Origin of the sequence: Bradyrhizobium sp., from assembly GCF_035484855.1 — a bacterium.
In the GTDB taxonomy this organism is placed as follows: Bacteria; Pseudomonadota; Alphaproteobacteria; order Rhizobiales; family Xanthobacteraceae; genus Bradyrhizobium.
This window is the reverse complement of the sequence record NZ_DATHOP010000268.1, coordinates 15,997-40,537: the sequence shown is the minus strand read 5'-3', so window position 1 is coordinate 40,537 and position 24,541 is coordinate 15,997. Positions and strand designations below refer to the sequence as shown.

The window sequence follows — 24,541 nt, the reverse complement described above, 5'->3', positions numbered from 1 at the left end:
AAGCCCACAAGTGGAGGCGCCCAAACCGGGTCATCCACCGCTTTGTCGAGCTTCGGACCCAGAGCAAGCGTTTGGGCTTAGAGCGATCGCTTCAAGTGGTGCGCGATCTCGCCGATGATGCCGCGGCGGAACGTCAGCACGCAGACGACGAAGATCGTGCCCTGGATCACCGTCACCCACTGGCCGAACCCGGCCAGATATTGCTGTGTCGCGACGATGATGAAGGCTCCGACCACCGGGCCGAATACCGTACCGAGCCCCCCCACCAGCGTCATCAGCACGATGAGCCCGGACATCGCCACTTCGACATCGGACAACGAAGCGTTCTGCGCGACGAATACCTTCAGCGAGCCGGCAAATCCGGCCAGCGTTCCCGACAGGATATAGGCGAGCAGCTTGTACTGATCGGTCTTGTAACCGAGCGATATCGCGCGCGGCTCATTCTCACGAATGGCTTTCAGCACCTCGCCGAACGGCGAGTTGATGGTGCGAAAGATCAGCAGAAAACCGAACAGGAAGCCGGCGAGGACGACGTAATAAAGGATCGTCGGATTGGCGAGATTGAAGATCCCGAACAGATGGCCCTGCGGAATGCCCTGGATACCGTCCTCGCCATGGGTGAAGGGCACCTGCAGATAGATGAAATACAGGAGCTGGGACAGCGCCAGCGTGATCATCGCGAAATAGATGCCCTGACGGCGGATGGCGACGAGCCCGGTGATGACGGCAAGCCCGGCGGCGGCGCCGGTACCGGCGAGAATGCCAAGCTCGGGCGGCAGCCCCCATACTTTCAAGGCGTGGCCCGAAACGTAACCCGCGGTCCCCAGGAACATGGCGTGGCCGAACGACAATAGCCCGCCATAGCCGATCAGGAGGTTGAAGGCGCAGGCGAGCAGCGCAAAGCACAGCGCCTGCATGACGAAGAACGGGTAGATGCCGGTCAGCGGTACGATCAGGAGCGCCGCGGTCATGATGCCGAACGCGATCATCTCGTCGTGGATGGCGCGTGGGGTCACCGGAATTGAATCGTCAGTCATCGCCGTCATGTCAGGCCGCCCGTCCCGTCAGTCCCGTTGGCTTCACCAAGAGCACCAGCACCATCAGCACGAACACCACGGTGTTGGAGGCCTCGGGGTAGAAATATTTGGTCAGGCCCTCGATCACCCCGAGCGCAAAGCCGGTGATGATCGATCCCATGATCGACCCCATGCCGCCGATCACCACCACCGCGAACACCACGATGATGACGTTCTCGCCCATCAGCGGCCGCACCTGGTTGATCGGCGCCGACAGCACGCCGGCGAGCGCGGCAAGCCCGACGCCGAGCCCGTAGGTCAGCGTGATCATGCGTGGCACGTTGACACCGAAGGCGCGCACCAGGGTCGGATTTTCAGTCGCGGCGCGCAGATAGGCGCCGAGCCGGGTGCGCTCGATCAGGTACCAGGTCCCGAGGCAGACGATCAGCGAGAAGATCACAACCCAGCCGCGATAGATCGGCAGGTACATGAAGCCGAGATTCATGCCGCCCTTGAGTTCGTCGGGGATCGAATAGGGCAAACCGGAGGAGCCGAAGTAATTCTGGAACACGCCCTGGATGATCAGCGCCAGCCCGAAGGTCAGGAGCAGCCCGTAGAGATGATCGAGGCCGGCCAGCCATTGCAGCATGGTGCGTTCCAGGATCATGCCGAAAATGCCGACCGCGATCGGCGCGATGATCAGCGCCGGCCAGTAGCCGATGCCCATGACGTTGAGCAGGAAATAGGCGACGAAGGCGCCCATCATGTAGAGCGCGCCATGGGCGAAATTGATGATGTTGAGCATGCCGAAGATCACGGCGAGCCCAAGGCTGAGCAGCGCGTAAAACGAGCCGTTGATCAGTCCCACCAGTAGCTGCGCGTAAAGAGCCTGCATCGATCGATCTTTCGAGGACCCAAATCCTGTTTAACACCGAAGCCGGCCGGCCGGCGCAGGGCCGGCCAGCCGATTGCGGCTATTTCTTCAACAGCGCGCACTTGCTTTCCGACAGCGGCGTGAACGCCTGGTCGCCGGGAACCGTGCCGATCAGCTTGTAGAAGTCCCAGGGCGCCTTGGATTCCGAGGGCTTCTTGACCTCGAACAGATAGGCCGAATGGAGGGTGCGGCCGTTGGGCTGGATCTCGCCCTTGCCGAACAGCGGATCGTCCGTCGGCATCGACTTCATCTTGTCCACGACCTTGATGCCGTCATGCGGATTGCCGCCGAGCGCTTCCAGCGCCTTGAAATAGTGGATCAGCCCGGCATAGACGCCGGCCTGCACCATGGTCGGCGGCGCGCCGTTCTTCATCCGCGCGGCGAATTTCTTGGAAAATTCGCGGGTCTGGTCGTTCATGTCCCAATAGAAGGTTTCGGTGAAGTTCAGGCCTTGCGCGGTCTCGAGCCCGATCGCCTTGACGTCGGTGAGGAACAACAGCAGCGCCGCGAGCTTCTGCCCGCTTTTGACGATGCCGAATTCGGCCGCCTGCTTGATGGCGTTGGTAGTGTCGCCGCCGGCATTGGCAAGCCCGATGATCTTGGCCTTCGACGACTGCGCCTGCAGCAGGAACGAGGAGAAGTCCGACGTATTGAGGGGATGCTTGACGCCGCCGACGACCTTGCCGCCATTGGCGAGAATGACCGCGGTAGTATCGCGCTCCAGCGCGGCGCCGAAGGCGTAGTCGGCGGTGAGGAAGAACCAGGTGTCGCCGCCGGCCTTGACCAGCGCCTGCCCGGTGGTGTGGGCGAGCATGTAAGTGTCGTAGGTCCAGTGCACGGTGTTGGGCGAACACTGCGCGTTGGTGAGGTCGGAAGTCGCCGCCCCCGAATTGATGTAGACGCCGTTCTTTTCCTTGATGACGTTGTTGACGGCGAGCGCCACGCCCGAGTTCGGCACGTCGACGATGACGTCGACCTTGTCGACGTCGAACCATTGCCGCGCGATCGCAGTGCCGATGTCCGGCTTGTTCTGGTGATCGCCGGAGATCAGGTCGATCTTCCAGCCCTTGGCGGTGAGGCCGGAATCCTCGATCGCCATTTGCGCGGCAAGGGTCGAGCCCGGCCCGCCCAAATCGGCGTAGAGGCCGGATTGATCCGACAGCGCGCCGATCTTGACGGTCTTGTCCTGGGCGGCCGCCAAACCGACCGAGGCGAGGCTGAGCGCGGTGCCGATCAATAGCGATGCGAGGATTCGATTTCTGTTTTTCATGTTGGCCTCTTGTTGGCTGGTTGTCCTTCAGACGCCCAGATAGGTGTGCAGCTTGTCCATATTCGCTTGCAGATCGGCATTCGCAAAACCGTCGATCACCTTGCCATGTTCGACGATGTAATAGCGGTCCGCCACGGTGGATGCGAAGCGAAAATTCTGTTCGACCAGAAGGATGGTAAAACCCTCCTTCTTGAGGCGGGCGATGGTGTGGCCGATCTGCTGGATGATGACGGGTGCCAGCCCCTCGGTCGGCTCGTCCAGCATCAGGAACCGCGCCCCGGTGCGCAGGATGCGGGCGATCGCCAGCATCTGCTGCTCGCCGCCGGACAATTTGGTGCCCTGGCTGTTGAGCCGCTCCTTCAGGTTCGGAAACAGGTCGAAGATCTGGTCGAGCGACAGCCCGCCGGAGCGGACGATCGGCGGCAACAGCAGGTTTTCGCGGACGTCGAGGCTGGCAAAAATCCCGCGCTCCTCGGGGCAGAAGGCAACCCCCATGCGGGCGATCCGGTCCGAGGAGGCACGGATGATCTGCTGGCCGTTGAAGGTGACCGAGCCGGTACGCTTGCCGATGATTCCCATCACCGATTTCAGCGTGGTGGTCTTGCCGGCGCCGTTGCGCCCGAGCAGCGTCACCACCTCGCCGGCATTCACATTGAAATTGACACCGTGAAGGATATGGGATTCGCCGTACCAGGCCTGCAGGTCGGAAACCGCGAGCACCGGCGCGGCCGCGGGTGAATCAGCCACGGGCCTGGCGGCGTCAGCCATTTTCAGCTCAGGCATGCCCTGCCCCCAGATAGGCTTCCTTGACACGCTCGTCCTTGCTGAGCTCGGCATAATTGCCTTCCGCCAGCACGTGACCGCGCGTCAGCACGGTGATGATGTCGGACAGGTTGGCCACCACGCTCAGATTGTGTTCGACCATCAGGATCGTGTATTTCGCCGAGATGCGCTTGATCAGGGCGGAGATCTTGTCGATGTCCTCGTGTCCCATGCCGGCCATCGGCTCGTCGAGCAACATCATCTCCGGATCGAGCGCCAGCGTGGTCGCGATCTCGAGCGCGCGCTTGCGGCCGTAGGGCATCTCGACTGCCGGTGTTTTGGCGAACTCGCTTAGGCCGACATCGTCCAGCAATTCCAGCGCCCGGCCATTGAAGCGGTCGAGCACCGTTTTGGAACGCCAGAAGTCGAAGGAGTGCCCGTGCTGGCGCTGCAGCGCGACCCTGACATTTTCCAGCGCAGTCAGATGCGGAAACACCGCCGAAATCTGGAACGAACGGGCAAGACCGAGGCGAGCCACGTCGGCCGGCGCCATCGCCGTGATATCGGCGCCCTTGTAGAGAATCTGGCCGGCCGACGGCTTCAGGAACTTGGTCAGGAGGTTGAAGCAGGTGGTCTTGCCAGCCCCGTTCGGACCGATCAAGGCATGGATGCTGCCACGGCGGACCCGAAGGTCGACGTCGCGAACGGCAAAGAATCCCGCGAATTCCTTGGTCAATCCGCGGGTCTCGAGAATGAACTCATCGGCCAATCAAATTTCCCCCGTCAGCCGTCGCCGCGAATTCCCTCGCGCGTGGCCAATTCTACCTCTCCGGTTGGTACTTAAGGATTCCCTCGAAAATCCCGTCCCGGACCGGCCGCCTCCGGCCGGAATATGCCGTCAAGGGCGGGGTTTGCGCAAGGTGCAAAGCTGGGCAGCCGGCGGCGCGCGCCGCGTTCCGGGATGCGCGCCTCAAGTCCAATTGCTCAGGCGGTGGGATTTGGCGATCGGCCAACGTTGTCGGCCGCTGTCGAGGCCGGCGCGGAAAGCCGGCATTAACGTTGTTTGAATGCATTTTTCGGGTTTCATGGAAAATTTCTCTCCCAAACCGATGATCCGGTGTTTGGCATTGAAAGCGGATCGCAGCCTTGGAATTCGAAAGCGCCAACCCGTCGGTCGTCAAATCGATCAAGCAGCGGGATCTCCTGAACACCTGGCTGCGGCTCTACGCCCGCGAGCAGTCGATGCCGCGCGTCGAGGAGTACCAGCCGACACGGCTTGCCGACGAACTGCCCGACCTCGTCTTCTACACCGTCGACAGCGCCGCGCAGCCGCCACGGCTGACGATCGAGAGCGACGGCACGCGGATGGCATCGGCCTATGGCCATACCGGCAAGGGCCGCCATCTCGACGAATATATCGGCGCCCGTCTCGCGCCCGTCGTGATGCCGGTCTATTATAAATGCATCGATTGCAGCTTGCCGATCTACACCATCGCCAACATCGACGACATCTATGGACGAATCGTCGCCTACGAGCGGCTGCTGTTGCCGTTCTCGGACGGCGTCGGCGTCACCCATGTGATCGCATCGCTGAAGACCATTTGCGAAGACGGCGGATTTGAAATCAAGAATCTGATGCGGGGAAATGACGCCTTGCCGACGCCGAAACTTCGCGCCGTCATCGATCGCGATCTCTTCCACCGCGCACCGGGCCGGATTGCCGCCGGCGACGTGATCGAATTCAGCTAAGCTTGTCGGCCGCGCGCCGGCACTTCCTTCGCATAGATTTCCGGCTTGAAGCCGACCACAAGCTTGCCGCCGAGATCGAGCACCGGACGCTTGATCATCGAGGGCTGCGCCAGCATCAGCGCCAGTGCCTTGCGTTCGTTCAGGCCCTCCTTGTCGGCGTCGGGCAATTTGCGGAACGTGGTGCCGGCGCGGTTGAGCAGCGTTTCCCAGCCGAGTTTCTCGCTCCAGTCCTTCAGCTTGTCTTTCGCGATGCCTTCGGTCTTGTAATCGTGAAAGCCGTAGGCGACGCCGTGGCCGTCGAGCCAGGCGCGCGCCTTCTTCATGGTGTCGCAGTTCTTGATGCCGTAGATCGTGATCGAACGCATTAGTCAGTCCTCCCCAACACCGTCACATGCAGGCGGCGGCGGATTTCCATGCCCTGCCGCCGGTACAGCGCGATCGCGCCGTCATTATTGGAAAATACGTGCAGGAACGGAATCTCGCCGCGCGCCAAAATCTGGCGCGCCACCGCGGCGAGCAGGATCTGCGCGTAGCCGCGGCCGCGATGATCGGGATGCACGCAGACCGCGGTGATCTCGGTATAGTCGGCGGGTTTCATCCGCTCCCCCGCCATTGCGACCAGCCGTCCATCGACCTTGATGCCCAAAAACGTTCCCAATTCATGGGTGCGCGCCGTGAAGGGACCGGGGTTGGTGAGTTTTGTCAATTCCAGCATCGCCGGAACGTCGCCCGTGCCCAGCTTGACGATGTCGGCCGCCCTGCCCGCGGTTGCGGCGGGTGTGCCGATCATCTGTTCGCCGGTCGCGGCAAAGCGAATTTTGAATTCCTCCGGCGGGCTCACGGGATCGGGCGTGAACAGCACCGCCTGCTCGGACCGTGACATCAGCGCGCCCAGCGCGGCAAAGCTTTGCGGCGAGGTGTCCGCCACGGCCGCGAATGGCCCGATGTCAGGCGGATAGCGCCGCGCCAGCGCGCCGCCTTCTGCCAATCCCTGTTGCCGGGAGGTCAGCGCCGTCCAGATTGGATGATCGAGCGGATGCATCGATGAACCCTGAGCAGGCATCGTCGCGCGCTCATTTGCCCCGCGCATGCTCGTCGAACGCGCTGAGCACGGCGAGCGTCATGGCCTCGACGCCGGTTTCGATGGTCGGCTTCGGCACCGGCGCGAACAGCGGCGAATGGTTCGACGGCAATTGCGGCCCGGTCCCGTCGCGTGCGGCGGCGACGCGCTGCGGCTCATAGACCCCGATGTTGAAAAACATGCTGGGCACGCCGGCGTTGACGAACTCGGAAAAATCCTCGCTCGGCGTGCCCGGCGGCGACGGCCTGAACCTGTCGCCAAAGGCCACCTTCATCACCTTCGCCGCGGTCTCCACCACGGCCTCGTCGTTCATCACGGCCTTGGCGCCCTCGGTGATCCTGATCTCGGGCGCGGGCGCGTCCGACATCGCAGCCACGGCCTTCGCCGTGCGCTCGATCCCCGCCAGCATCTTCGCACGCACTTCCGGCTTGAAGGTCCTGATGGTGCCGAGCAGGATCGCATCATCGGGAATGATGTTCTCGGCGGTGCCGGCATGGATCGCGCCGATGCTCACCACGCCGAATTCGGTCGGGCCCTTTTCGCGGCTGATGACGCTCTGCACGTCGACGATGAAGCGTGCCGCCATCATCACGGGATCGATGGTCGTTTGCGGCACCGCGCCGTGGCCGCCGCGGCCGTGGAATTTGATGAACAGGCCATCGGAATTGGAGGAGCCAATGCCGACGCGATAGTTGATGCTGCCATAGGCGAAGGCGCCGTCATGCAGCGCAAAGCCGAAGTCGGGTTTCTTGAAGCGCGTGAACAGGCCGTCCGCCAGCATCGCCTTGGCGCCCGACACCGTCTCTTCCGCCGGCTGGGCGATGAACATCAGCGTGCCCTGCCACTGGTCCTTCAGGCCGACCAGCGTTTTCGCCGTTCCGACCCAACTCGCCATGTGAATGTCGTGGCCGCAGCTGTGGGCGACGTACGTTTCCCGCCCATTCCAGATGGTCTTGTCGTGGCTCGCATAGGGAAGACCGGTTTTCTCCTCCATCGGCAGCGCGTCGAGTTCGGTGCGCACCATGATGGTCGGGCCGTCGCCGTTCTTGTAGATGGCGACCAGCCCGGTCTTGCCGACCTGCTCGGTGACGTCGAAGCCGAGGCTGCGCATTTCGGCGGCGAGCCTGCTCGCGGTCTTCACCTCCTGGAAGGCGATTTCCGGATGGGCGTGGATATCCTTGTAGAGCGCATCGAGCTTCGGATAGTCGGCCTCGACCGATTTTTCGATTCCGGCCTTGAGCTTGGCGACGTCGAGCTCGGCGTGAACCGGCGAAAGGCTCGCCGCCGCGCATAGCGCGACGCAGCCGAGCAGCGATCTCGTGAATGGGTTCATGGCAGCAAAGCTCCGTGGTCGCCGAATATCGATGTCATCGCCGAACGCGAATAGCCCCGACAACTTGGATGATGGACGCTCAAGTGTCTAGCCCGGGGTGCCGTCATCCAGACTGACGACCACAGCCGCATTGGCGATGAGGATGGAATCGTTGCCGCGCTCGGCCGGCACCTCGAGCCCGCCCTTGACCGCGGTCACCGTCACGGTTCCGTAAGGCAGTTCCTTCGCGACCGCCGCGGTGTCGACGGCCTCGGGGTTCGGCACGGCGATGGTGACATCGACCAGCATGTCGTGCGCCGTCTTGCCCAGCATGCGCACGAAGCTGAGGCTGGAGTGGCGGATGGCATCCGACACCGCGCGCTTCGCCGCTTTCGTGGCGTCCTTGCCATGCACGTCGACGCCCATGCCCATTTCGGTGATACAGCGCACGCGTGTCATGAAGAGTTCCTGCTATGGTTTGGACGGAGTAGGCGGCAATTCCGCGAAGGGATCAAGGGCGGCAACGCCCAAAGGCTCGAGATGCCCAGGGTTGCGTGACAGGATCGTCAGTCCGTGATGCCTCGCCGTGGCGGCGATGATGATATCGGCAAGTCCCGGAGAGTGGCCCTGGCCGCGCGCCCGATCGGCCATGGCACCTGCGATCCGCGCGGTTGACGCGTCGAAGGCAAGAACACGATCACCATAGAGGTGGAGCACCGTTTCCCACCATTCCGTCAAATCGGCACTCTTGCGCGCAGCGCCTTTGCGCCGCAACTTTGCGATTCCACCTTCGATTTCCGCAAGCGTTACGGCCGATAGGAACAACGAGGCCGACTGCAAATCCATCCAATCGATGAGAAGCGGCGGCGCGAGTCGTGATGGAACCGCCGCTGAAATGACATTGGTATCGACGAGATACACAGGCGGATCAGAGATCGGGCGTCCGCAAACCCGTGCCGTCCCGCTCCGGCAGATCGTCAGCCGACAACGGCGCCATCATCAAGAGACGGCCGAAGCTCGGAACGGTCGATAGCCGCTGCCACTCTTCGTAGCCCACGACAACGGCTTGCCGCTTGCCGTGACGGGTGATGACCGCCGGCTTTCCACGCATCGCCTCATCCATGACCGCGGACAGGCTCGCCTTTGCATCGCGGAGCTGAATCTCGCGCATAGTGGCCTCCTACGAATATGTCTACTGTAGTCATATATCCTCAAAGCCCTGCCCCTCAAGCTCGATCACGGTAAGGAGACGACGAAGGCATTGGTTTGTATAAGGAATATATAAACAGATAAACTTGCCAGTTTGACTTGCAAGTTACACTGGCAATCGCTATGGTGCGGATCATGGATGTCCCGTCCGATTCGCACCTGCTGCTGGAAACCGCCGCCGCCGAGCTTTCGCTGGCGATCGGGCAATTAGCGCGGCGGCTGCGCATCGAAGTGAACCCAGGCGAACTGTCGTGGTCGCAGAACACGGTACTGGCCCGGCTCGAACGAGCGGGCGCGATGACGACGGCCGACCTTGCCCGCTCCGAATTCGTCAAACCTCAATCGATGGGTACCACGCTCGCCGATCTCGAGCAGGCCGGGCTGGTGCAGCGCCGCCCGCATCCGACCGACGGCCGGCAGGTGCTGTTTGCGCTGACGGCTGCGGGTATCGACGCGCGGCGGAAGCGCAGCCTCGCAAGGCGCGAATGGCTGCTGGCCGCGATGGACCGGCTGGACCCGGCCGACCGGCAGACGCTGCTCGCCGCCGCCGCGCTGATCAAGCAACTGGCGGAGTCGTGATGCGGGCACACGAATCGATTTTTTGGGAGGCACGTTGAAGGCATGTTCCGTTCGCTGAGGGGATTCAATTACCGGGTGTGGGCCTGCGGCGCGCTGGTCTCCAACGTCGGAACATGGATGCAGCGCATCGCCCAAGGCTGGCTGGTGCTGACCCAACTGACCCACAACAATGCGACCGCGATGGGCGTCGTGATGGCGCTGCAGTTCGGCCCGCATCTGCTGCTATTGCCGCTGACCGGTTTCGCCGCCGACCATCTCGATCGGCGCAAGCTGCTGCTCGCGACGCAGGCGGGAATGGGCGCGCTCGCCTTCGGGCTCGGCATCCTCACCATCACCGGCTTGGTCGAGCTGTGGCATGTCTATGTGTTCGCGTTCCTGCTGGGCTGCGTCACCGCCTTCGACTCGCCGGCGCGCCATACGTTCGTCGCCGAACTGGTCGGCGAGAACGACCTGGCGAATGCGGTGGCGCTCAATTCCACCTCCTTCAACGCGGCGCGGATGATCGGCCCGGCGATTGCCGGCACGCTGATCGCCTCCGTCGGCTCCGGCTGGGTGTTTCTGATCAACGGACTTTCCTTTGTCGCGGTGCTGTGTTCATTGATGCTGCTTCGCATCGATCAGCTTCATCCGCAGCACCGGGCGGTCCGCACGCGCGGCAGCTTCGTCGACGGTTTCCGCTATGTCTGGCGGCGGCCTGATCTGCGGGCCATTCTCCTGATGCTGTTCCTGATCGCGACCTTCGGACTCAACTTCCAGATCTTCATCTCGACCATGTCGGTGACCGTCTTTCATGGCGGCGCCAGCCAATACGGATTCCTGACCTCGATCATGGCGATCGGCACCGTGGCGGGCGCGCTATTGGCCGCCAACCGGGAGAAACCCCACTTCACGCTGCTGTTGATCGGCGCCGCCCTGTTCGGGCTCGGCTGTACGCTGGCGGCGCTCGCGCCCAACGCCGCGTTGTTCGGCATGGCGCTGGTCGTGATCGGCGTGTCGGCCCTCACGCTGACCAATTCGACCAACAGCCTGATGCAACTCTCGACCGCGCCCGCCATGCGCGGACGGGTGATGGCGATCAGGCTTGCGATCGCGCTCGGCTGCACCCCGATCGGCGCGCCGATCGTTGGCCTTGTCGCCGACCGCTTCGGCGCGCGCTGGGCGCTCAGCCTTGCGGCTGCGTCCGGTTTTGCCGCGGCCATCGTCGGCATCCATTATCTCGTGAAATATCGCAGCTTGAGCGTGCGGCTCGATGCCGGGCGCGTTCGCTTCACGATCGACGAGGGCGAGCCCGTGGACGCGCCGTACCAATCGGGCGTTCGCATCTAGGCTATCCAGGCCTCCACCAGCTAGCCTCGTCGGCCGCGGATCAGCTTCAGCCAGGGCGCCAGATGGAAGGCGCTCATCAGCAGGTACATCGGGACCATTCCGCTCAACGGCGACGCGCCCGCGGCCGAGCAGATCATGTCCGGCGCGCCGCCAGACACATGCGTCAGCAGCGCCATCGTAGCAAAGATCGGCGCGGCCGCGAGCGATAGGCCCTGGGCCAGCCATTGCTCATGCGTTCCGGTGAGGTGTCGCGTCATCGTTCGTCGCTCCCGTGGGTGTCGTTGGTCGAATGGCCCATCGCAAGCACCGTCACCACGGCGCCAGCCCACTCGACCACGGCGGTGAGATACGTTGGGGATAGGATCGTCCAGTCAACCATGGCTTTCTCGCTCCGACGCACTGGTTTGTCGTCGTATGATAGAATAGGACCGGGCTTGCGATGGTGAGAGTGACAAGTGTGTCGGGATTTCAATGGACTCGCTGATCACGGCGGCTGCACGTGCGCTCGCAGCCGGTGACCCCCTCGGCGCGCTGAAACGCGTGGCCCTGCGCGAGGACGCGCCGGCGCTCGCGCTGCGCGGCATCGCGATGGCGCAGCTGGGCGACCTCGTTCGCGCGAAAGCGCTATTGAAGAGCGCCGCGCGCGCCTTCGGCCCGCGCGAGGCGGTGGCGCGGGCGCGGTGCGTGGTTGCGGAAGCCGAGATCGCGCTGGTCTCCCGCGACCTCACCTGGCCCGCCAAATCCCTCGACGCCGCGCGGGCGACGCTGGAAGCCCATGGCGACCGCCTGAACGCCGCGCATGCGCGCTATCTCGAAGTCCGCCGCCTGCTCCTGATCGGGCGCCTCGGGGAAGCCGAGAGCAAGCTCGGGGAATTTGACCCCGCACCGTTCCCGCCTGCGCTGCGCGCCGCCCACCAACTCGTCGTCGCCGGCATCGCGATGCGACGGCTGCGGACCAAAACGGCGCGCGCAGCACTCACGTCCGCCGCGCAAGCCGCGCGCCACGCCGGCATCCCGGCGCTGACCGCGGAGGTCGAGAGCGCTGCCATCATCCTCAACACGCCGGCGGCGCGGTTGTTGGCGCGCGGCGAGGAGCGGCCGCTCCTGCTCGAGGAAGTCGAACAATTGCTGGCCTCGAAAACCTTCATCGTCGACGCCTGCCGCCATGTCGTGCGGCGCGGGAACACCGTGGTCTCGCTCGCGACGCGTCCGGTGTTGTTCGCGCTCGCCCGCGCGCTCGCCGAAGCCTGGCCCGAAGACGTGTCGAGGACGACGCTGGTCGCGCTGGCCTTCCGCGGCAAGGAAGCCGATGAATCCCATCGCGCGCGGCTGCGCGTCGAGATCGGGCGGCTGCGCCGGGCGCTTCGGAAGCTGGCCGATGTGAGTGCGACGGGCGGCGGGTTTGCGCTGGTGCCGCGCGGCGCAAGCGAGGTCGTGGTGCTGGCGCGCCCTGTCGAGGAGGAGCATGCGGCGGTGCTCGCCTTCCTGGCCGATGGCGAGTCCTGGTCGAGTTCGGCGCTGGCGCTCGCACTCGGCGCCAGCCAGCGCACCGTGCAACGCGCGCTCGACGAACTCTCGGCAACCGGCAAGGTGCAGTCGTTCGGGCGCGCCCGCGCGCGGCGCTGGATGACCCCGCCAATCGGCGGATTCACGACAACCTTGTTACTCCCTGCCCCGCTGCCGGATGGCTAGGGTGGAAGCCTGTCCCAAGCGATCAGGAGCGGTGCATGAAACGATCAGCGGCCGAAATCATCCGGGAGTATGGACCTTTCGAGGATGTCGAGAACGTGGGCGGGGTCACCTATGATGGCCAGCGGGTCTGGTTTGCCGCCGGAGATAAATTGATCGCTTTCGATCCGGCGAGCGGCAAGACGCTGCGGTCGATCGACGTCGCCGCGCATGCCGGAACGGCCTTCGACGGCCAGCATCTGTTTCAGATCGCCGAGGATCGCATCCAGAAGGTCGATCCGGCGAGCGGCCGCGTGCTCGCCACGATCCCCGCGCCCGGCGGCGGCCGTGATTCCGGGCTCACCTGGGCCGAGGGGACGCTGTGGGTGGGACAGTACCGGGACCGCAAGATTCATCAGATCGATCCCGGCACCGGGGCCATCCTTCGCACCATCGAGACCAAGCGCTTCGTCACCGGTGTCACCTGGGTCGACGGCGAACTCTGGCACGGCACCTGGGAAGGTGACGAGAGCGACGTGAGGCGGATCGATCCGCAAACCGGCGAAGTCCTGGAGCGGCTCGATATGCCGCCCGGCGAAGGCGTGTCCGGATTGGAATCCGATGGCGGCGATCGCTTCTTCTGCGGCGGCGGCGCCCACAGCGGCAAGGTGCGCGCCGTGCGCCGGCCGAAGCGAGCCGCCGCGGCGGGTGTGTAGGTCACCCGCGGGCGTCATGCTTTCTTGCTTTTGTCTGCTTTCGCTCGCTTAGCCGCAGGCGCTTTCTTCTTCGATTTGGCCTGGTTGCGATCAATCGCGGCACGGACGAGATTTTTCAGGGCGCGCGCATTGATCTTGTCGCCCTCGAAAAAATCGATCGCTCGCCTGGCATTGCCTTCGAGGCCGGCGTTGAAGAGCTTGTCGGGATCCGACAGTTCAGCCCCGTAGGCGAAGGTGAGCTTCACCTTGCCCTTGTGGGCATTGGCGACCGCGATCATGCCACCAAGAGACCACAGCGGGCTTCCCATCCACTTCCATTCCTCGATGATCTCGGGATCGGTCTCCAGGATGCACTTGCGAATGCCGGCGAAGGTCTTGCCGCGCCAGTCCGTGAGTCCTGCGATCAGCCGGTCGACTTTTTCCGATGCATGCATTGCATTTTTCTCATGACTCATTTTTCTGCAGCAACGACCATGCGCTGACCGAACCAGATGCGGCGGAAAATGCCGTCTTTCAGCACGAACTGATGGTAGAGCGCGGCCGCGATGTGGACAGCGATCAGGCTGGCCAGCAGCGTTGCAAGAACCGCATGGGCCTGGAAGCTCGGGAACACCGCGAAACTGTTGGGCAGCACTTCACCCTTGTGCGCGAACACGCCGCTGATGAGCCACCCGGTGTACCAGCCGGTCGCGATCATCAGGAACACGATCACGTAGAGGCCATAATGCGCGATCAAGGCCAGCCGGTCGAGCAGCAGCGAACGTGTCACTGCCGCCGGACGGGCGCTCGCCAGGCGAATGATGAGACGCAGGATCGTCAATACCAGCACGAACATGCCGCCCGCCATGTGCCACACCAGGATCTCAAGCTTCCCGGGATCGTCGTTCGGCATGTTGGCAAGCACGAAGAAGCCGAGGCACAGTAGCCCAATGATCATGAGAGCGAGCAGCCAGTGCAGCGCGACGAGCACGGGCTGGTAGCGCGAGACGAGGACGGCGCTCATGATAGATTTCCGACCACGCGTTCGAGGCTACCGAAGAATCTCTGCCAGCCGAACTTGGCGCCCTGGTAGGCCTGCTGCTGATCCGGCCGGAAGCCCGCCTGCTCCATGCGCAGATGCGTGCCCGTGCCTGTCGGCGTGAGAGTCCAGGTAACGACACTCTCGAGTCCCATCGCTCCCCACGTGTAGGACAGCGTCTTGTTCGGTTCGATGGCCAGCACCTGACAGTCGACGGAGCCCCAATCGCCGCGAAGCGTGAAGCGATGGTCCACCGCGGGCTCGAAATCGTTCTTCATCAGCCACTCCTCGATCAGGTGCGGTTGGGTGAGCGCGCGCCAGATCTTTTCCGGCGGATGGGGCATCTCGCGTTCGACGATGACGGAAAGCGTTTCGGTCGCGGGTTCGCTCATTGGTCCATCCTTTTGAGGAGATCTTCGAGGTGATCGAACCGGCCCTGCCAAAAGCCGCTCATCCGGCTGGTCCAGTCGATCAGCGGAGCCAGCGCGCCTGCTTGCGCGCTATAATGCGTCTGTCGGCCCTCGTGGCGGTCGCGCACCAGCCCGGCCCGCCGTAGCACTCCCAGATGCTTCGAGACGGCCGGTTGCGAGACCCCGGACTGCGCCGTCAGCGCGCCGACCGTCTGCTCTCCGTCGCGGCACAGCCGTTCGAACAGAGCCCGGCGCGTCGGATCAGCTAGCGTTCTGAGGAGGATATCGTGGCCGCTCGACATTTTGATCGATAACTCATTGGTTATAGGACAGACATATAACCAACCAGATATACGAGTCAAGACGGAAGACACAGGCGCCTCATTTGCGTTTTTCGAGTCGTTGGATATACATTATAAAAATTGTATATCTATCGGAGGTGCGCCATGCAGGTCGCCAGATGGGGCAACAGTCTCGCCATCCGTCTTCCCGCCGCGGTGGTCGCGGCCCTCAAGCTCAAGGAAGGCGACGAGATCGAAATCCAGATCGCTGGCGAACGACAATTCGCCGTCGCGCGCAAACCCGGCCGCTCCGAGCTGTTGAAGCGGCTGCGTGCTTTCCGCGGACGTCTTCCCGCCGATTTCAAGTTCGAACGGGACGAGGCGAATGCCCGGTAGTTTTTTCGATACCAATGTTCTCGTCTACCTTGCCTCGGGCGATCCAGCGAAAGCCGACCGCGCGGAAGCGATGATCGCTGGCGGCGGTGGCATCAGCGTGCAGAACCTCAACGAGCTGGCCAATGTCGCGCGCCGCAAGATTGGGATGTCATGGCAGGACACGCACGCGTTTCTTTCGTTGCTGCGCGGTCTGTTGAACGTCCATCCGGTGTCGGTCGAAACACACGAGACGGGACTGGCCCTCGCCGAGCGCTACCAACTCTCGATCTATGATTCGATGATCGCAGCATCAGCGCTTCAAGCCGGTTGCGATACGCTTTGGTCGGAGGACATGCAGCACGGGATGGTGATCGACGGTCGACTCCGCATCGTCAACCCGTTCTACGATTGAACGAGGCGGCAAGAAGGGCAGCGTCCGCTCACAAACGAAGGTCGAGAAATCGACCGCCATCATCTCAGCGCTTGCCGGTACCCAAATCGTCCGAATACCCGGCCCCCAGGCGGGGCCACTGGGGGATCGGTCGTCCATCGATGCGGTAACTGTGCTCGCCTTTCGGCCGTCGCGGCCAGCCGGGTGGCGAATCCTCCCACCTCTCCTGCCGGCCATAGACGGTCAGGTCGAGCAGCCGGTAGCTGTTGTCCATCGCCTCGACGCCGCGCCGCGTCGTCCAGTAGGTCTCGAAGACTTTTGATCCCCGCCGCAGGTAGCAAACGATGTGCATCATGCCGACCCGGCGCCCGACCAGCAGGGTCTCGAGCGATTCACGCGGGGCCGAATACCAGGGCATCTCCCAGCCCATGAAGTCGCGGTAGCGCGCGCCCTCTTCATACGGGCCCTGGCAGACATCGCGGGAATGAATGAAGGAGAGCTCGCGGACCTGCGACGTATAGAAAGTGCAGCCCTCGCATTGCTCCGGCGCTGGCTGGCCGGCGTGCCACATGAAGTAATAGGCGATCAGCATCCGGCGGCCCTCGAACGCGTCCAGCAGCGTCACCGCCCCGCCCTCGCCGATCAGCCGTGTCGTAGCATCGACCTCGACCATGGGCAGCCGCCGGCGGGCGGCGGCAATGGCGTCGCTTTGTTTCATGTGGGCTTTTTCGCTGACGCGCAAGGCGTCGAGTTCGGCTTGAAACGTCGCCCGATCGACAAGCTTGGGCGCCGCCAATTTATCGCTCATGATTTCCGTCATCGTTCTCTCCCTTGCTACAGGGGCCTTGGGTTCTCTGCGTTGCGCTTGAAGGCGGCCTCGCCGGCGTCCGACACCTCGATCCATTTCGGATCGGGCGCGGCATCGGGGACGTAAAGCTCGTGCCAGTTCCACCATTTGTAGGGCCGGCTCTGGGGATAGCCTTCCGGCGAATCCTCCCACGCCTCCTGCCGGCCGAGCGCGGTCATGTCGAGGTAGCTCCAGACGGTGCCCATCGCCTCGTCACCGCGGCTATTGATGAGGTAGGTGCGGAACACTTTGCTGCCGTCGCGGATGAACGCGTTGTGGCCGTGCCATTCATCCACGCCGAAGTCGGCATCAAAACTGTCGGTGATGGTGACCCACGGGATTTCCCAGCCCATCTGCGCCTTCAGGCGCGCGATGTCGGCCTGCGGCGCGCGCGAGGCATAGACCAGCGTCGTGTCGCGCGCGTTCAGGTGCGCGAGATGGGAGACCTGGTCGGCTCCGAGCGAACAGCCGATGCAGGCATGCTCAGGCCAGCCGTGCACGCCCGGCTCGAAGAAGGCGCGGTAGACGATCAGCTGACGGCGGCCCGCGAACAAATCGAGCAGGCTCGCCTTGCCGGCGGGCCCGTCGAACGCATAGGTCTTCTCTACCGCCATCCACGGCATCCGCCGCCGCTCGGCGGAGAGCGCATCGCGGGCGCGCATCACGGCCTTTTCCTTGACGAGAAGTTTTTCGCGCGCGGCTTCCCATTGCTGCGGCGATACGATCGGCGGGGTTTTCATGGCGTGTTGTCCTTGTTTCATCGCAACCTCCTGACTCGGGGCAATCTCCCGTCTTTAACGGGGTGGAGCGCGACAGCGTGCCCTACCGATCGCCCGCTGTTGGTCATGCGGCAGCTTTGCCGAAAGACGTCGAAAGGTGGGAGTGACAAGTGTGGCGCGATTCTTGGTTCGGCCGCCCTGGTCAGTTCGGCAGACCCGGAGGGCGGTGGGTCGGGCCGTCGTTTGCCTGACGGGCAATTCGCGAATTATCGCCCGTCTCCGCCCTCAGTAGTCGATCTCCCGGCGCGTTCTTGGACTCCCGCAGAGGTGGCAACTAACGCTGGCAATCTCATTCGAAAAGCGTCATGACTTGATTCAGCGTCTCGGAGGACATTATGTCGGTATCCAAGCTCAAGCCAGTTCCACCAGCAGATTCGGTGATCCGACTGCCCGCCGACCAATACCGCCACGTTGGCGCTCCGACCGAGTGGTGGTGTGGCGCGTGACCGGGTGTTCGGTTTCGAAATCAATGCGGCCAATTTTACCGCGGTTGCATTCAGTCAGGTCATGCTGACGGACGTTCACAAGAAGATCCACTATCAAAAGACGGCGCTTCAGCCGGGGGTGACGGCTGGGCGGAAGCCGATCCGTCGAAAAATTGGTACGTGAAACTCGGTGGACCCAATCTGGGGCCCGACTGGATTACGATGAACGCGCCGCAAAGCGATCCGACCAAGGACATGGCCGTGAAGGCCGCGATGCAGGATACGGTCACCGGTGCACTCATTGCCTTCGACCTCAGGATGTCCCAGCAGGGACCCGCCTTCATCGTGTGGGGCTCGGGGGTGGCCCCGACGCCCCCTAACCCAGGGGGCGTGAAGACCAACAACTATTATTATTCCCTGACGCGGATACATACTTCCGGCGAAATCACTATCGGCAGCGAAGTCATTCCCGTCGAGGGCTTGACCTGGATGGACCACGAATATGGCCTGTTCGGAACATCCGGCCACCCCGTGAAATGGTTCCTGCAAGACCTCCAGCTGGACAATGGCGTTCATATCTCGAACTCCGTTACGTTCCCCAACGCGCCGCCTCAGCTGAATACTCCGGTGAAGAGCGGAGCGACGATTCAGTTTCCCGACGGAACGACCTATTTCGACGGCAACTGCACCCTCACGCCCGTGGGGCGTACATGGCCCGCCCCCAATTCCGGCGGGACGTTCTTCCTGGAATTCAAACTCGAGATACCCTCATTCGAGGCCTCGTTCACGGTGACGTCGCTGATGGACGACCAGGCGTTCACCCTGCCGCCATTATTGGGCGTGGGCGACAATTATGAGGGCATCGCCAAAGCCGTCGGCACGTTTTGTGGCGCCGAGGTGCGTGGTACCGCCTGGAACGAGCAGCAGCCCTGAGGGTCCATCGCCTCGCGCACGGAAATGGCAGTGAGTCGCAGGAACGACGGCACTCCCAGCCCCCATCTACGAGCTATCTTCTAAATCTCGACTCGCAGAACGGCTTCGGAGATCGCCGACCATGAGCGTGCTTTCAGCTGATGTCGCGCGACGCGCGCTTGTTGCGCTTTATGTGATCAACGCGGTAGCCGCTGCCGCCGCGGCGATCGTATTGGCGGTGGCGCCCGGTGCGATTCCATCGCTGGCGGGCATTGCGATCGATCCATCACAAAATCTGATACCCTGGCTGCTCGCGGCCGCGGAGTTGGCGATTGCGGCACTGGCGGCGCTCGCCATGCGCTCGCCAAGCACGGAAGTGCAGAGAATAGCGGTCGGCGTCCTCATCGTCTTCCATGCCGGATCGGCGGTGGCGGGCACTGCCGCGGTGACCGAAGGAGCCGGCGCCGTCGTTGGCCTCAACGTCGCGGTACGCGTCGCGATGATCGCAGCGCTCGCGGTTTGCATGCCCGGTCGAACGGTTGAGAGCCCGTAGGGCGACTGAGATCATGCCCATCCGCACCATCATCCGCTATCCCGACCCGCGGCTTGCGCTCCCGGCGCAGCCCGTCACCGTGTTCGACGGCGCGCTGCGCGACCTGGCGCAAGACCTGCTCGACACGATGCACGCCGCGCCCGGAATCGGGATCACCGCGCCGCATATCGGCATCTCGCTCCGGGTCGTGGTGCTCGACCTCGATCCCGTCAATGGCGCGCGGACCTTTGTCAATCCGGAGATCACATGGGCGTCACCCGAGATGATCATGCATCAGGAAGGCAGCGTCTCGATGCCCGGCGTCAATGACGACGTCCAGCGTCACGCCCGCGTCCGGATCGGCTATTGCGACCTCGACGGCAACCCGCAGACCGAGGAATCGGACGGCCTGCGCGCCGTGTGCCACCAGCACGAGATCGATCAGCTGAACGGGATGTTCTGGATCATGCGGCTGTCGCGGCTGAGGCGGCAGCGGCTGATCAAGAGGTTTGAGAAGGGGCTGCGGGGTTGAGGCATATCTGGCGGAAGTCGTGCAGCGCGGCGTCAACTTGACGCTTGACGCGGGCGTCCGTCGACACGGGCGAGCAGGCCCATCAGTTCCTTCACGCGAATGCTCTCCAGCGAGCGTACCGCAGCCGCGATTTCCTTGCGCAGTGCTTCGTCAGCGCGGTCTGCCGCCAGATTATCGAGCTTCGCCATGATTTCGTCCCACGTGAACGGCCGCGTCGCGAACCCAGGATAGTCGTTCACCTCATGGGTGTACGACTGGCCATTCATGAGCCGGACGGTGACCCTGCTCGGCGTCTCGCCCGGGTAGCGAGTGGTGAAACTCTCGTCCGGTCTGACTTTGACCTTTCGGAGCAGCTCCTGGACGTCCGGTTTCGCGATGCGCTCGGGTGCGAGTTGCGCCGGCTGGACGTTCCCGTCGAGCAGCGCGACGGCCAGAAGGTACGGGAGGCTGTGGTCCCCCTCCTCCTTGGTGTGAACGTCGGTCTTCGGACCGAATCTTCCGCCGCCCATGAAATCATAGGCGTCTTGGAAGGCGTCATTCTCGATGCTCTCGACCTGCGCCGGATCGATGGCGTGGGCCTTACGCAACTCGAGCATGCAATGGATCGACGCCTGGCCAGGGACCGCAGTGTTGTAGCTCTTCAGGGCGAGCCGGTCGAAGGCGTCGAGCTTCACGCGGTCCCAATCGATTCGGATCTGCTCCCCGAGTGCCTGAGCCAGGCCATGCGTTCCTTCGACGACGTATCTCGGGCCCGTCACGCCACGCGACGCCAACAAGACTCCATGGAAACATCCCAGTGCCAGCTGGGAAGACGAGAGACCCTTCCATTGCGAGATCGGCGTCGTTCGCGCGACCAGCAGTGGAATGAAGTCGCCACAGATCCCGATGGCCGCCGCCGTGTTTTGCTCGTCGAGGCCGAGCGCTTTGGACAGACCGGCTGCGAGCGAATACGAAAGTTGCGTGGTGAGGTCGAACCCGTGGACCATGAACGGCACCGATGCGGTGAGTTGCGCTTCGACTTGATAGGCCACCGCCAATGCGGTCAGGAAGTCCTTGCCCGATAGATCGGCGTACTCGCCGGCGGCGAGGATCGCCGCTGTATTGTCCGAGGGGTGGCACAGCCCGCCGCGGGCGAGATAGCTGTCCATGAAGTCGACGTATCGGATCAGCGCCGTATTGTAGAACGCCGCATAGACGGGGTTGGCGCGGCCACCGCCGACCAGCGTGCAACGGCCCCCTGGACCACCGAGTTCATCAGCTAGCTCGCGGCACGCCTCGATCGGTGGCGCGCCGAGCGCGTTGATGGCGCAGGCCACTGCGTCGAGGATGCTCACCTTGAGTCGCTCGCGCCGCTCGGCAGTCAGGTCGTCGTACTTCGCGCGCAAGGCAAAACGTGCGATGCCGTCGGCCTGGCTGGGGCCCGAAATGACCGGCTCCGGCTTAACAACTTCAATCTGGGTCATGATGCAATCCTCTTTATCGTTGGAGCGTTCAGTTACGCCGCCTCATTGGTCATCTTCGTCAACCGCGGAAAGATGGACGCGAACGACGGACCACGTCCGTTTATCCATAGTCGCGCGGCGCACGCGCCCTGCGCCGATCGCTAGATCGGGTTTTCCTCGAAGAGACGCGCGACCATCGCCGAGTCGAGATATGCCCTCACTCTGTCGATGACGCCGTCGGCGAAGTGGACCACCCAGCAGTATCTGTTGTCGAACCTCATTCCGTTCTTCGCCGTCGCCAGGGAGTGAAGCTCCACGACCGCCTGGTCATCCTTCACGAGCAGATGCTCGACGACGAGTTGAGCCCCGTTGGGCAGAACCTTGCCGAGCTTCGCGAAGGTCCCGGCCAGGAAATCAGACTTCGACTTGTAGTGGCCGGCCAGCGGATGCGTGCCTTCGACGATCCAGTCGACCTTGTCGTTGACATGCTTGAAAAAGCTCGCGCCGTCGCCTTGCTCAAGACCCTTGAAAACCCCTTGGACGTAGTCTTCGGTAATCATAAGCGCCTCCTGCATATATGCGAGCAACCTGTTGCTCGACCTTGCCTCGGACGGATTGTCCTTGCCCCAAAACCTAGGGGTGCGCATCTCATTGGTCCAATATATGCTGCAGGCTCATCTGATCTGTTTTGGAGATGGACCATGGAGCTGCGTCACATCCGATATTTCCTGGCTGTCGCCGAGGAGCGGCATTTCACGCGGGCCGCGGCCAAGGTCGGCATCGGCCAGCCGCCGCTCAGCCAGCAGATCAAGGATCTGGAAGGCGAGGTTGGTGCGACGTTGTTCCGTCGCCTGGCCCACGGCGCGGAGCTAACCGAGGCCGGCAAGGCGTTCCTGGCCGGGGTGAAGGAGATGCCGTCGATGGCCGCGAGAGCGACCATGGCGGCGCGACGCGCGGCGCGCGGCGAGACGGGATCGCTGCGTGTCGGCTTCACCCCATCGGCGACGTTCAACGTCGTGGCACCGTCCACCATCCGCGCCTTTCGCCGCGCCTACCCCGAAATCCATCTCACGCTTGAGGAGGCCAATACGACGCAGCTCGTTATCGGCTTGCAGGAGGGAAGGCTCGATGCCGTGTTCCTGCGGCCAGGCACGCCCGGTACCGAAGAGCTGCAGCTGCGGCTGCTCCTGGAGGAACCGATGGTGGTCGCCCTTCCCCAGCGTCACCCTGCTGCCGCTCTCAAAAAAATCGATCTGGCAATGTTAAAGGACGATACGTTTCTGCTGGTCCCGCGGGAAATCGCTCCGACGGTCTACGACACGGTTGTCGGCGCCTGTCGAAAGGCCGGCTTCGAGCCGGTCATCAGCCAGCTCGCGCCACACTTTTCCACGATCGTGAATTTCGTGGCCGCTGAACTCGGCGTATCGATCGTTCCGGCATCGATGATGCAAGTCCGCGTAACGGGCATCGCCTACCGGCCAATTGCCGGCCAGTCGCCGACGACCCGCCTTGCGCTTGTCTACCGGCGGGGAGAGACGTCGCCGGTGGTGCGCAATTTCATCGCGCGCGCCGTTTCCTGATGCGATCTGCTACGCGCTCAATTCGCCAACCCCTGCTTTTCAATCCAGTCGTTGACCAGTTTGGCGATGTCGTCCGAGTTGCGGTCCATCATCATCATGTGGGTGTTGCCCTTGATCCCCATCTTGGGCAGATCGAACGTATCGATCTTGCCGCCCGCGGCCGCGATCGCCTGGCTCCATTTGGTCGGATTGACCACGAGCTTCGACCACACCGGAACCTTATCGAGGAAATCGCCCCACACGATCAGATGCGGCACGCCCTTCAATCTGGCGGCGTCGGCTTTGGCGGGATCCGGCGCACCCGACGGCTCGAGCGCGATCAGCGCCTTCACCTTGTCGGGCGCATTGAGCGCGGCCGTGAAGCCGAAATTACCGCCCTGGCTATGCACCACGATGATGCACGGGCAGACTTTCTGCACCAGCGCGTCATAGGCTTTTTGCGTGGCGGCGTCGTTGGTGGCCCAGCGCGGGATACCCTGCTTGGCGAACTGGTCGAACGCCTCGACCGGGAATTGCTCGCCTTCGAACGCCTCGCGTTTGCCGCCGACCTCGTAAGCAGGCCCGATCCGGAACAACTCCCAGGCTTCCTTCTTCGGCCGGAAGAACGGCTCGCTCTTGAAGATCTCCGGATAGCGCGCCCAGGACGCACGGCCGCGTTCGACCGCATCCGAGACGTACACGTCATACCCTGCATTGAGGAAGAATTGCTGCCAGCCCGGCTTGCCGTCGGGCTTGGTCTCCCAGGTGACGCCCGACAGGCCGCCGCCATGCCACAGCAGCAGCGGCAGTTTCGACTTCGGTTGCGCCAGTTTCACGAACTGGACATACATCTGCTCGACCTCGAACTCGCCGTTCGGATCGACCTTGATCGCCGGCGCGCCCGGCGAGAACACGATTTCCTTCGAAGCAAGTCCGCTTAGCGTCTCCGTATGCCCGCCGATATGGAAGCTGCCGACCTCCTTGACGAGATAGTCGGCCGCAGCCGGCGTCGCCGTCATCATGGCCGTTGTCATTGCGATCACGATCGCGCGCATGAAATTGCTCCCTCCCTGTTGACGTTTTTTTGGAACGGCATTGTTATGCCAGACATCGGTGTGGGGCAAATTCCAATCCAAACATGCGTCGGCGTTCTCGCGGCGTCGTGCGCCCGAGGCATGCCTGACTTTTGCCCCTCCGGAAACCCGAGGGAGCAGGGAATGCCGGGCGCTCGATGCGCCCAATAGCCACGTGTGCTGACGTAGTGGGTAGAATGCACACGTGTTAGCAGGTCACACCGGAATCACCCGGCATTCCCCACGCAATGGTTTACGGCTTATACCGCGCTCTCCCCGGTGCTCCGGGCTTGTTGGCCACCGTCGCCTGCGCGCCTTCACGCAGACTTGACACCAGCGTCGG

The 24,541-nt window shown here is 63.2% G+C and carries 34 protein-coding genes; 12 read left to right on the top strand and 22 right to left on the bottom strand.

The genetic code is table 11. The annotated features are described in order from the left end of the window. Positions 1–77: 77 nt before the first annotated feature. The 5 genes from VK804_RS30515 to VK804_RS30495 form a co-directional block, all read right to left on the bottom strand. The gene (locus tag VK804_RS30515) at positions 78–1,046 is read right to left on the bottom strand and encodes a branched-chain amino acid ABC transporter permease (protein WP_325752005.1); all 969 of its coding nucleotides are present in this window, start codon (positions 1,044–1,046) and stop codon (positions 78–80) included. 1 nt (position 1,047) lies between these two features. Then, a complete protein-coding gene (locus VK804_RS30510; RefSeq protein WP_325752004.1) occupies positions 1,048–1,911 on the bottom strand; it encodes a branched-chain amino acid ABC transporter permease in 864 nt (287 codons plus the stop codon). Positions 1,912–1,990: 79 nt separating this feature from the next. Continuing rightward, positions 1,991–3,220 (bottom strand): ABC transporter substrate-binding protein, encoded by a 1,230-nt coding sequence (locus VK804_RS30505; RefSeq protein ID WP_325752003.1) that lies wholly within the window; start codon positions 3,218–3,220, stop codon positions 1,991–1,993. 27 nt (positions 3,221–3,247) lie between these two features. Beyond that, on the bottom strand, positions 3,248–4,003 hold the full coding sequence (locus VK804_RS30500) for an ABC transporter ATP-binding protein (RefSeq protein ID WP_414642868.1): 756 nt from the start codon (positions 4,001–4,003) through the stop codon (positions 3,248–3,250). Then, complete coding sequence (locus VK804_RS30495) at positions 3,996–4,751, bottom strand: ABC transporter ATP-binding protein (RefSeq protein ID WP_325752002.1); 756 nt, start codon at positions 4,749–4,751, stop codon at positions 3,996–3,998. Before VK804_RS30495 ends, VK804_RS30500 begins: the two co-directional genes overlap by 8 nt. Positions 4,752–5,128: 377 nt before the next feature. Here VK804_RS30495 and VK804_RS30490 point away from each other — a divergent pair, with 377 nt between their 5' ends. Next, positions 5,129–5,731: a hypothetical protein gene (locus VK804_RS30490; RefSeq protein ID WP_325752001.1), complete on the top strand. Its 603-nt coding sequence runs from the start codon at positions 5,129–5,131 to the stop codon at positions 5,729–5,731. On the opposite strand, the gene VK804_RS30485 is transcribed toward VK804_RS30490, so the two are convergent. From VK804_RS30485 to VK804_RS30460, 6 genes are all read right to left on the bottom strand, one after another. Beyond that, a complete protein-coding gene (locus tag VK804_RS30485) occupies positions 5,728–6,096 on the bottom strand; it encodes an ArsC family reductase (RefSeq protein ID WP_325752000.1) in 369 nt (122 codons plus the stop codon). The two genes, VK804_RS30490 and VK804_RS30485, sit on opposite strands and share 4 nt — an antisense overlap. Further along, a complete protein-coding gene (locus VK804_RS30480) occupies positions 6,096–6,773 on the bottom strand; it encodes a GNAT family N-acetyltransferase (protein WP_325751999.1) in 678 nt (225 codons plus the stop codon). The genes VK804_RS30485 and VK804_RS30480 overlap by 1 nt, the downstream gene beginning before the upstream one ends. Before the next feature lie 31 nt (positions 6,774–6,804). Next, positions 6,805–8,145, bottom strand: coding sequence for an amidohydrolase (locus tag VK804_RS30475; RefSeq protein ID WP_325751998.1), 1,341 nt, complete (start codon positions 8,143–8,145; stop codon positions 6,805–6,807). A gap of 87 nt (positions 8,146–8,232) precedes the next feature. Further along, entirely contained in the window at positions 8,233–8,583 is a 351-nt protein-coding gene (locus VK804_RS30470; RefSeq protein WP_325751997.1) for a Lin0512 family protein, read from the bottom strand. A gap of 12 nt (positions 8,584–8,595) precedes the next feature. Further along, positions 8,596–9,045, bottom strand: coding sequence for a type II toxin-antitoxin system VapC family toxin (locus VK804_RS30465; RefSeq protein WP_325751996.1), 450 nt, complete (start codon positions 9,043–9,045; stop codon positions 8,596–8,598). A gap of 7 nt (positions 9,046–9,052) precedes the next feature. Beyond that, positions 9,053–9,295, bottom strand: coding sequence for a type II toxin-antitoxin system Phd/YefM family antitoxin (locus VK804_RS30460; protein ID WP_325751995.1), 243 nt, complete (start codon positions 9,293–9,295; stop codon positions 9,053–9,055). Between the two features lie 161 nt (positions 9,296–9,456). Between VK804_RS30460 and VK804_RS30455 the strand changes: the two genes are divergently transcribed. Then, on the top strand, positions 9,457–9,912 hold the full coding sequence (locus VK804_RS30455) for a MarR family winged helix-turn-helix transcriptional regulator (protein ID WP_325751994.1): 456 nt from the start codon (positions 9,457–9,459) through the stop codon (positions 9,910–9,912). Between the two features lie 42 nt (positions 9,913–9,954). Continuing rightward, positions 9,955–11,238, top strand: coding sequence for an MFS transporter (locus tag VK804_RS30450; protein ID WP_325751993.1), 1,284 nt, complete (start codon positions 9,955–9,957; stop codon positions 11,236–11,238). A gap of 20 nt (positions 11,239–11,258) precedes the next feature. On the opposite strand, the gene VK804_RS30445 is transcribed toward VK804_RS30450, so the two are convergent. Together VK804_RS30445 and VK804_RS30440 are read right to left on the bottom strand one after the other, a co-directional pair. Further along, positions 11,259–11,495: a hypothetical protein gene (locus VK804_RS30445; protein ID WP_325751992.1), complete on the bottom strand. Its 237-nt coding sequence runs from the start codon at positions 11,493–11,495 to the stop codon at positions 11,259–11,261. Next, the gene (locus VK804_RS30440) at positions 11,492–11,617 is read right to left on the bottom strand and encodes a hypothetical protein (protein WP_325751991.1); all 126 of its coding nucleotides are present in this window, start codon (positions 11,615–11,617) and stop codon (positions 11,492–11,494) included. Before VK804_RS30440 ends, VK804_RS30445 begins: the two co-directional genes overlap by 4 nt. Positions 11,618–11,709: 92 nt before the next feature. On the opposite strand from VK804_RS30440, the gene VK804_RS30435 reads away from it, so the two are divergent. Both VK804_RS30435 and VK804_RS30430 read left to right on the top strand, forming a co-directional pair. Further along, positions 11,710–12,930 (top strand): helix-turn-helix domain-containing protein, encoded by a 1,221-nt coding sequence (locus tag VK804_RS30435; RefSeq protein ID WP_325751990.1) that lies wholly within the window; start codon positions 11,710–11,712, stop codon positions 12,928–12,930. A gap of 35 nt (positions 12,931–12,965) precedes the next feature. Continuing rightward, positions 12,966–13,622 (top strand): glutamine cyclotransferase, encoded by a 657-nt coding sequence (locus tag VK804_RS30430; protein ID WP_325751989.1) that lies wholly within the window; start codon positions 12,966–12,968, stop codon positions 13,620–13,622. Between the two features lie 14 nt (positions 13,623–13,636). On the opposite strand, the gene VK804_RS30425 is transcribed toward VK804_RS30430, so the two are convergent. Genes VK804_RS30425 through VK804_RS30410 form a run of 4 tightly spaced genes read right to left on the bottom strand, consistent with a single transcriptional unit; the run spans position 13,637 to position 15,352 of the window. Further along, positions 13,637–14,056, bottom strand: a complete 420-nt coding sequence (locus VK804_RS30425) for a DUF1801 domain-containing protein (protein ID WP_325751988.1) — start codon at positions 14,054–14,056, stop codon at positions 13,637–13,639. A 17-nt stretch (positions 14,057–14,073) separates the two neighbouring features. Next, entirely contained in the window at positions 14,074–14,625 is a 552-nt protein-coding gene (locus VK804_RS30420; RefSeq protein WP_325751987.1) for a cytochrome b, read from the bottom strand. Then, on the bottom strand, positions 14,622–15,032 hold the full coding sequence (locus VK804_RS30415; protein WP_325751986.1) for an SRPBCC domain-containing protein: 411 nt from the start codon (positions 15,030–15,032) through the stop codon (positions 14,622–14,624). Before VK804_RS30415 ends, VK804_RS30420 begins: the two co-directional genes overlap by 4 nt. Continuing rightward, positions 15,029–15,352 carry a metalloregulator ArsR/SmtB family transcription factor gene (locus VK804_RS30410; protein ID WP_325751985.1) on the bottom strand — a complete coding sequence of 108 codons (324 nt, stop codon included), beginning with the start codon at positions 15,350–15,352 and terminating at the stop codon, positions 15,029–15,031. Before VK804_RS30410 ends, VK804_RS30415 begins: the two co-directional genes overlap by 4 nt. A gap of 144 nt (positions 15,353–15,496) precedes the next feature. Between VK804_RS30410 and VK804_RS30405 the strand changes: the two genes are divergently transcribed. After that, the gene (locus tag VK804_RS30405) at positions 15,497–15,727 is read left to right on the top strand and encodes an AbrB/MazE/SpoVT family DNA-binding domain-containing protein (protein ID WP_325751984.1); all 231 of its coding nucleotides are present in this window, start codon (positions 15,497–15,499) and stop codon (positions 15,725–15,727) included. Then, positions 15,717–16,118, top strand: coding sequence for a PIN domain-containing protein (locus VK804_RS30400; protein ID WP_325751983.1), 402 nt, complete (start codon positions 15,717–15,719; stop codon positions 16,116–16,118). Before VK804_RS30405 ends, VK804_RS30400 begins: the two co-directional genes overlap by 11 nt. A 64-nt stretch (positions 16,119–16,182) precedes the next feature. Here VK804_RS30400 and VK804_RS30395 read toward each other — a convergent pair whose 3' ends face one another. After that, positions 16,183–16,917 carry a DUF899 family protein gene (locus tag VK804_RS30395; protein WP_325751982.1) on the bottom strand — a complete coding sequence of 245 codons (735 nt, stop codon included), beginning with the start codon at positions 16,915–16,917 and terminating at the stop codon, positions 16,183–16,185. Positions 16,918–16,931: 14 nt separating this feature from the next. Then, a complete protein-coding gene (locus VK804_RS30390) occupies positions 16,932–17,705 on the bottom strand; it encodes a DUF899 domain-containing protein (RefSeq protein ID WP_325751981.1) in 774 nt (257 codons plus the stop codon). 453 nt (positions 17,706–18,158) lie between these two features. Here VK804_RS30390 and VK804_RS30385 point away from each other — a divergent pair, with 453 nt between their 5' ends. From VK804_RS30385 to VK804_RS30370, 4 genes are all read left to right on the top strand, one after another. Then, positions 18,159–18,332, top strand: a complete 174-nt coding sequence (locus tag VK804_RS30385; RefSeq protein WP_325751980.1) for a hypothetical protein — start codon at positions 18,159–18,161, stop codon at positions 18,330–18,332. Positions 18,333–18,370: 38 nt separating this feature from the next. Next, a complete protein-coding gene (locus VK804_RS30380) occupies positions 18,371–19,081 on the top strand; it encodes a lipocalin-like domain-containing protein (RefSeq protein WP_325751979.1) in 711 nt (236 codons plus the stop codon). A 121-nt stretch (positions 19,082–19,202) separates the two neighbouring features. Beyond that, complete coding sequence (locus tag VK804_RS30375; protein ID WP_325751978.1) at positions 19,203–19,613, top strand: hypothetical protein; 411 nt, start codon at positions 19,203–19,205, stop codon at positions 19,611–19,613. Between the two features lie 13 nt (positions 19,614–19,626). Beyond that, positions 19,627–20,124, top strand: coding sequence for a peptide deformylase (locus VK804_RS30370; RefSeq protein ID WP_325751977.1), 498 nt, complete (start codon positions 19,627–19,629; stop codon positions 20,122–20,124). A gap of 32 nt (positions 20,125–20,156) precedes the next feature. On the opposite strand, the gene VK804_RS30365 is transcribed toward VK804_RS30370, so the two are convergent. Further along, positions 20,157–21,587: an MmgE/PrpD family protein gene (locus tag VK804_RS30365; RefSeq protein WP_325751976.1), complete on the bottom strand. Its 1,431-nt coding sequence runs from the start codon at positions 21,585–21,587 to the stop codon at positions 20,157–20,159. A gap of 140 nt (positions 21,588–21,727) precedes the next feature. Then, positions 21,728–22,126, bottom strand: coding sequence for a nuclear transport factor 2 family protein (locus VK804_RS30360; RefSeq protein ID WP_325751975.1), 399 nt, complete (start codon positions 22,124–22,126; stop codon positions 21,728–21,730). Positions 22,127–22,267: 141 nt separating this feature from the next. Here VK804_RS30360 and VK804_RS30355 point away from each other — a divergent pair, with 141 nt between their 5' ends. Continuing rightward, a complete protein-coding gene (locus VK804_RS30355; RefSeq protein WP_325751974.1) occupies positions 22,268–23,146 on the top strand; it encodes a LysR family transcriptional regulator in 879 nt (292 codons plus the stop codon). Positions 23,147–23,163: 17 nt separating this feature from the next. Here the strand turns inward: VK804_RS30355 and VK804_RS30350 are convergent, their stop codons facing one another. Next, positions 23,164–24,180 carry an esterase gene (locus VK804_RS30350; protein WP_325751973.1) on the bottom strand — a complete coding sequence of 339 codons (1,017 nt, stop codon included), beginning with the start codon at positions 24,178–24,180 and terminating at the stop codon, positions 23,164–23,166. Positions 24,181–24,541: the final 361 nt, after the last annotated feature.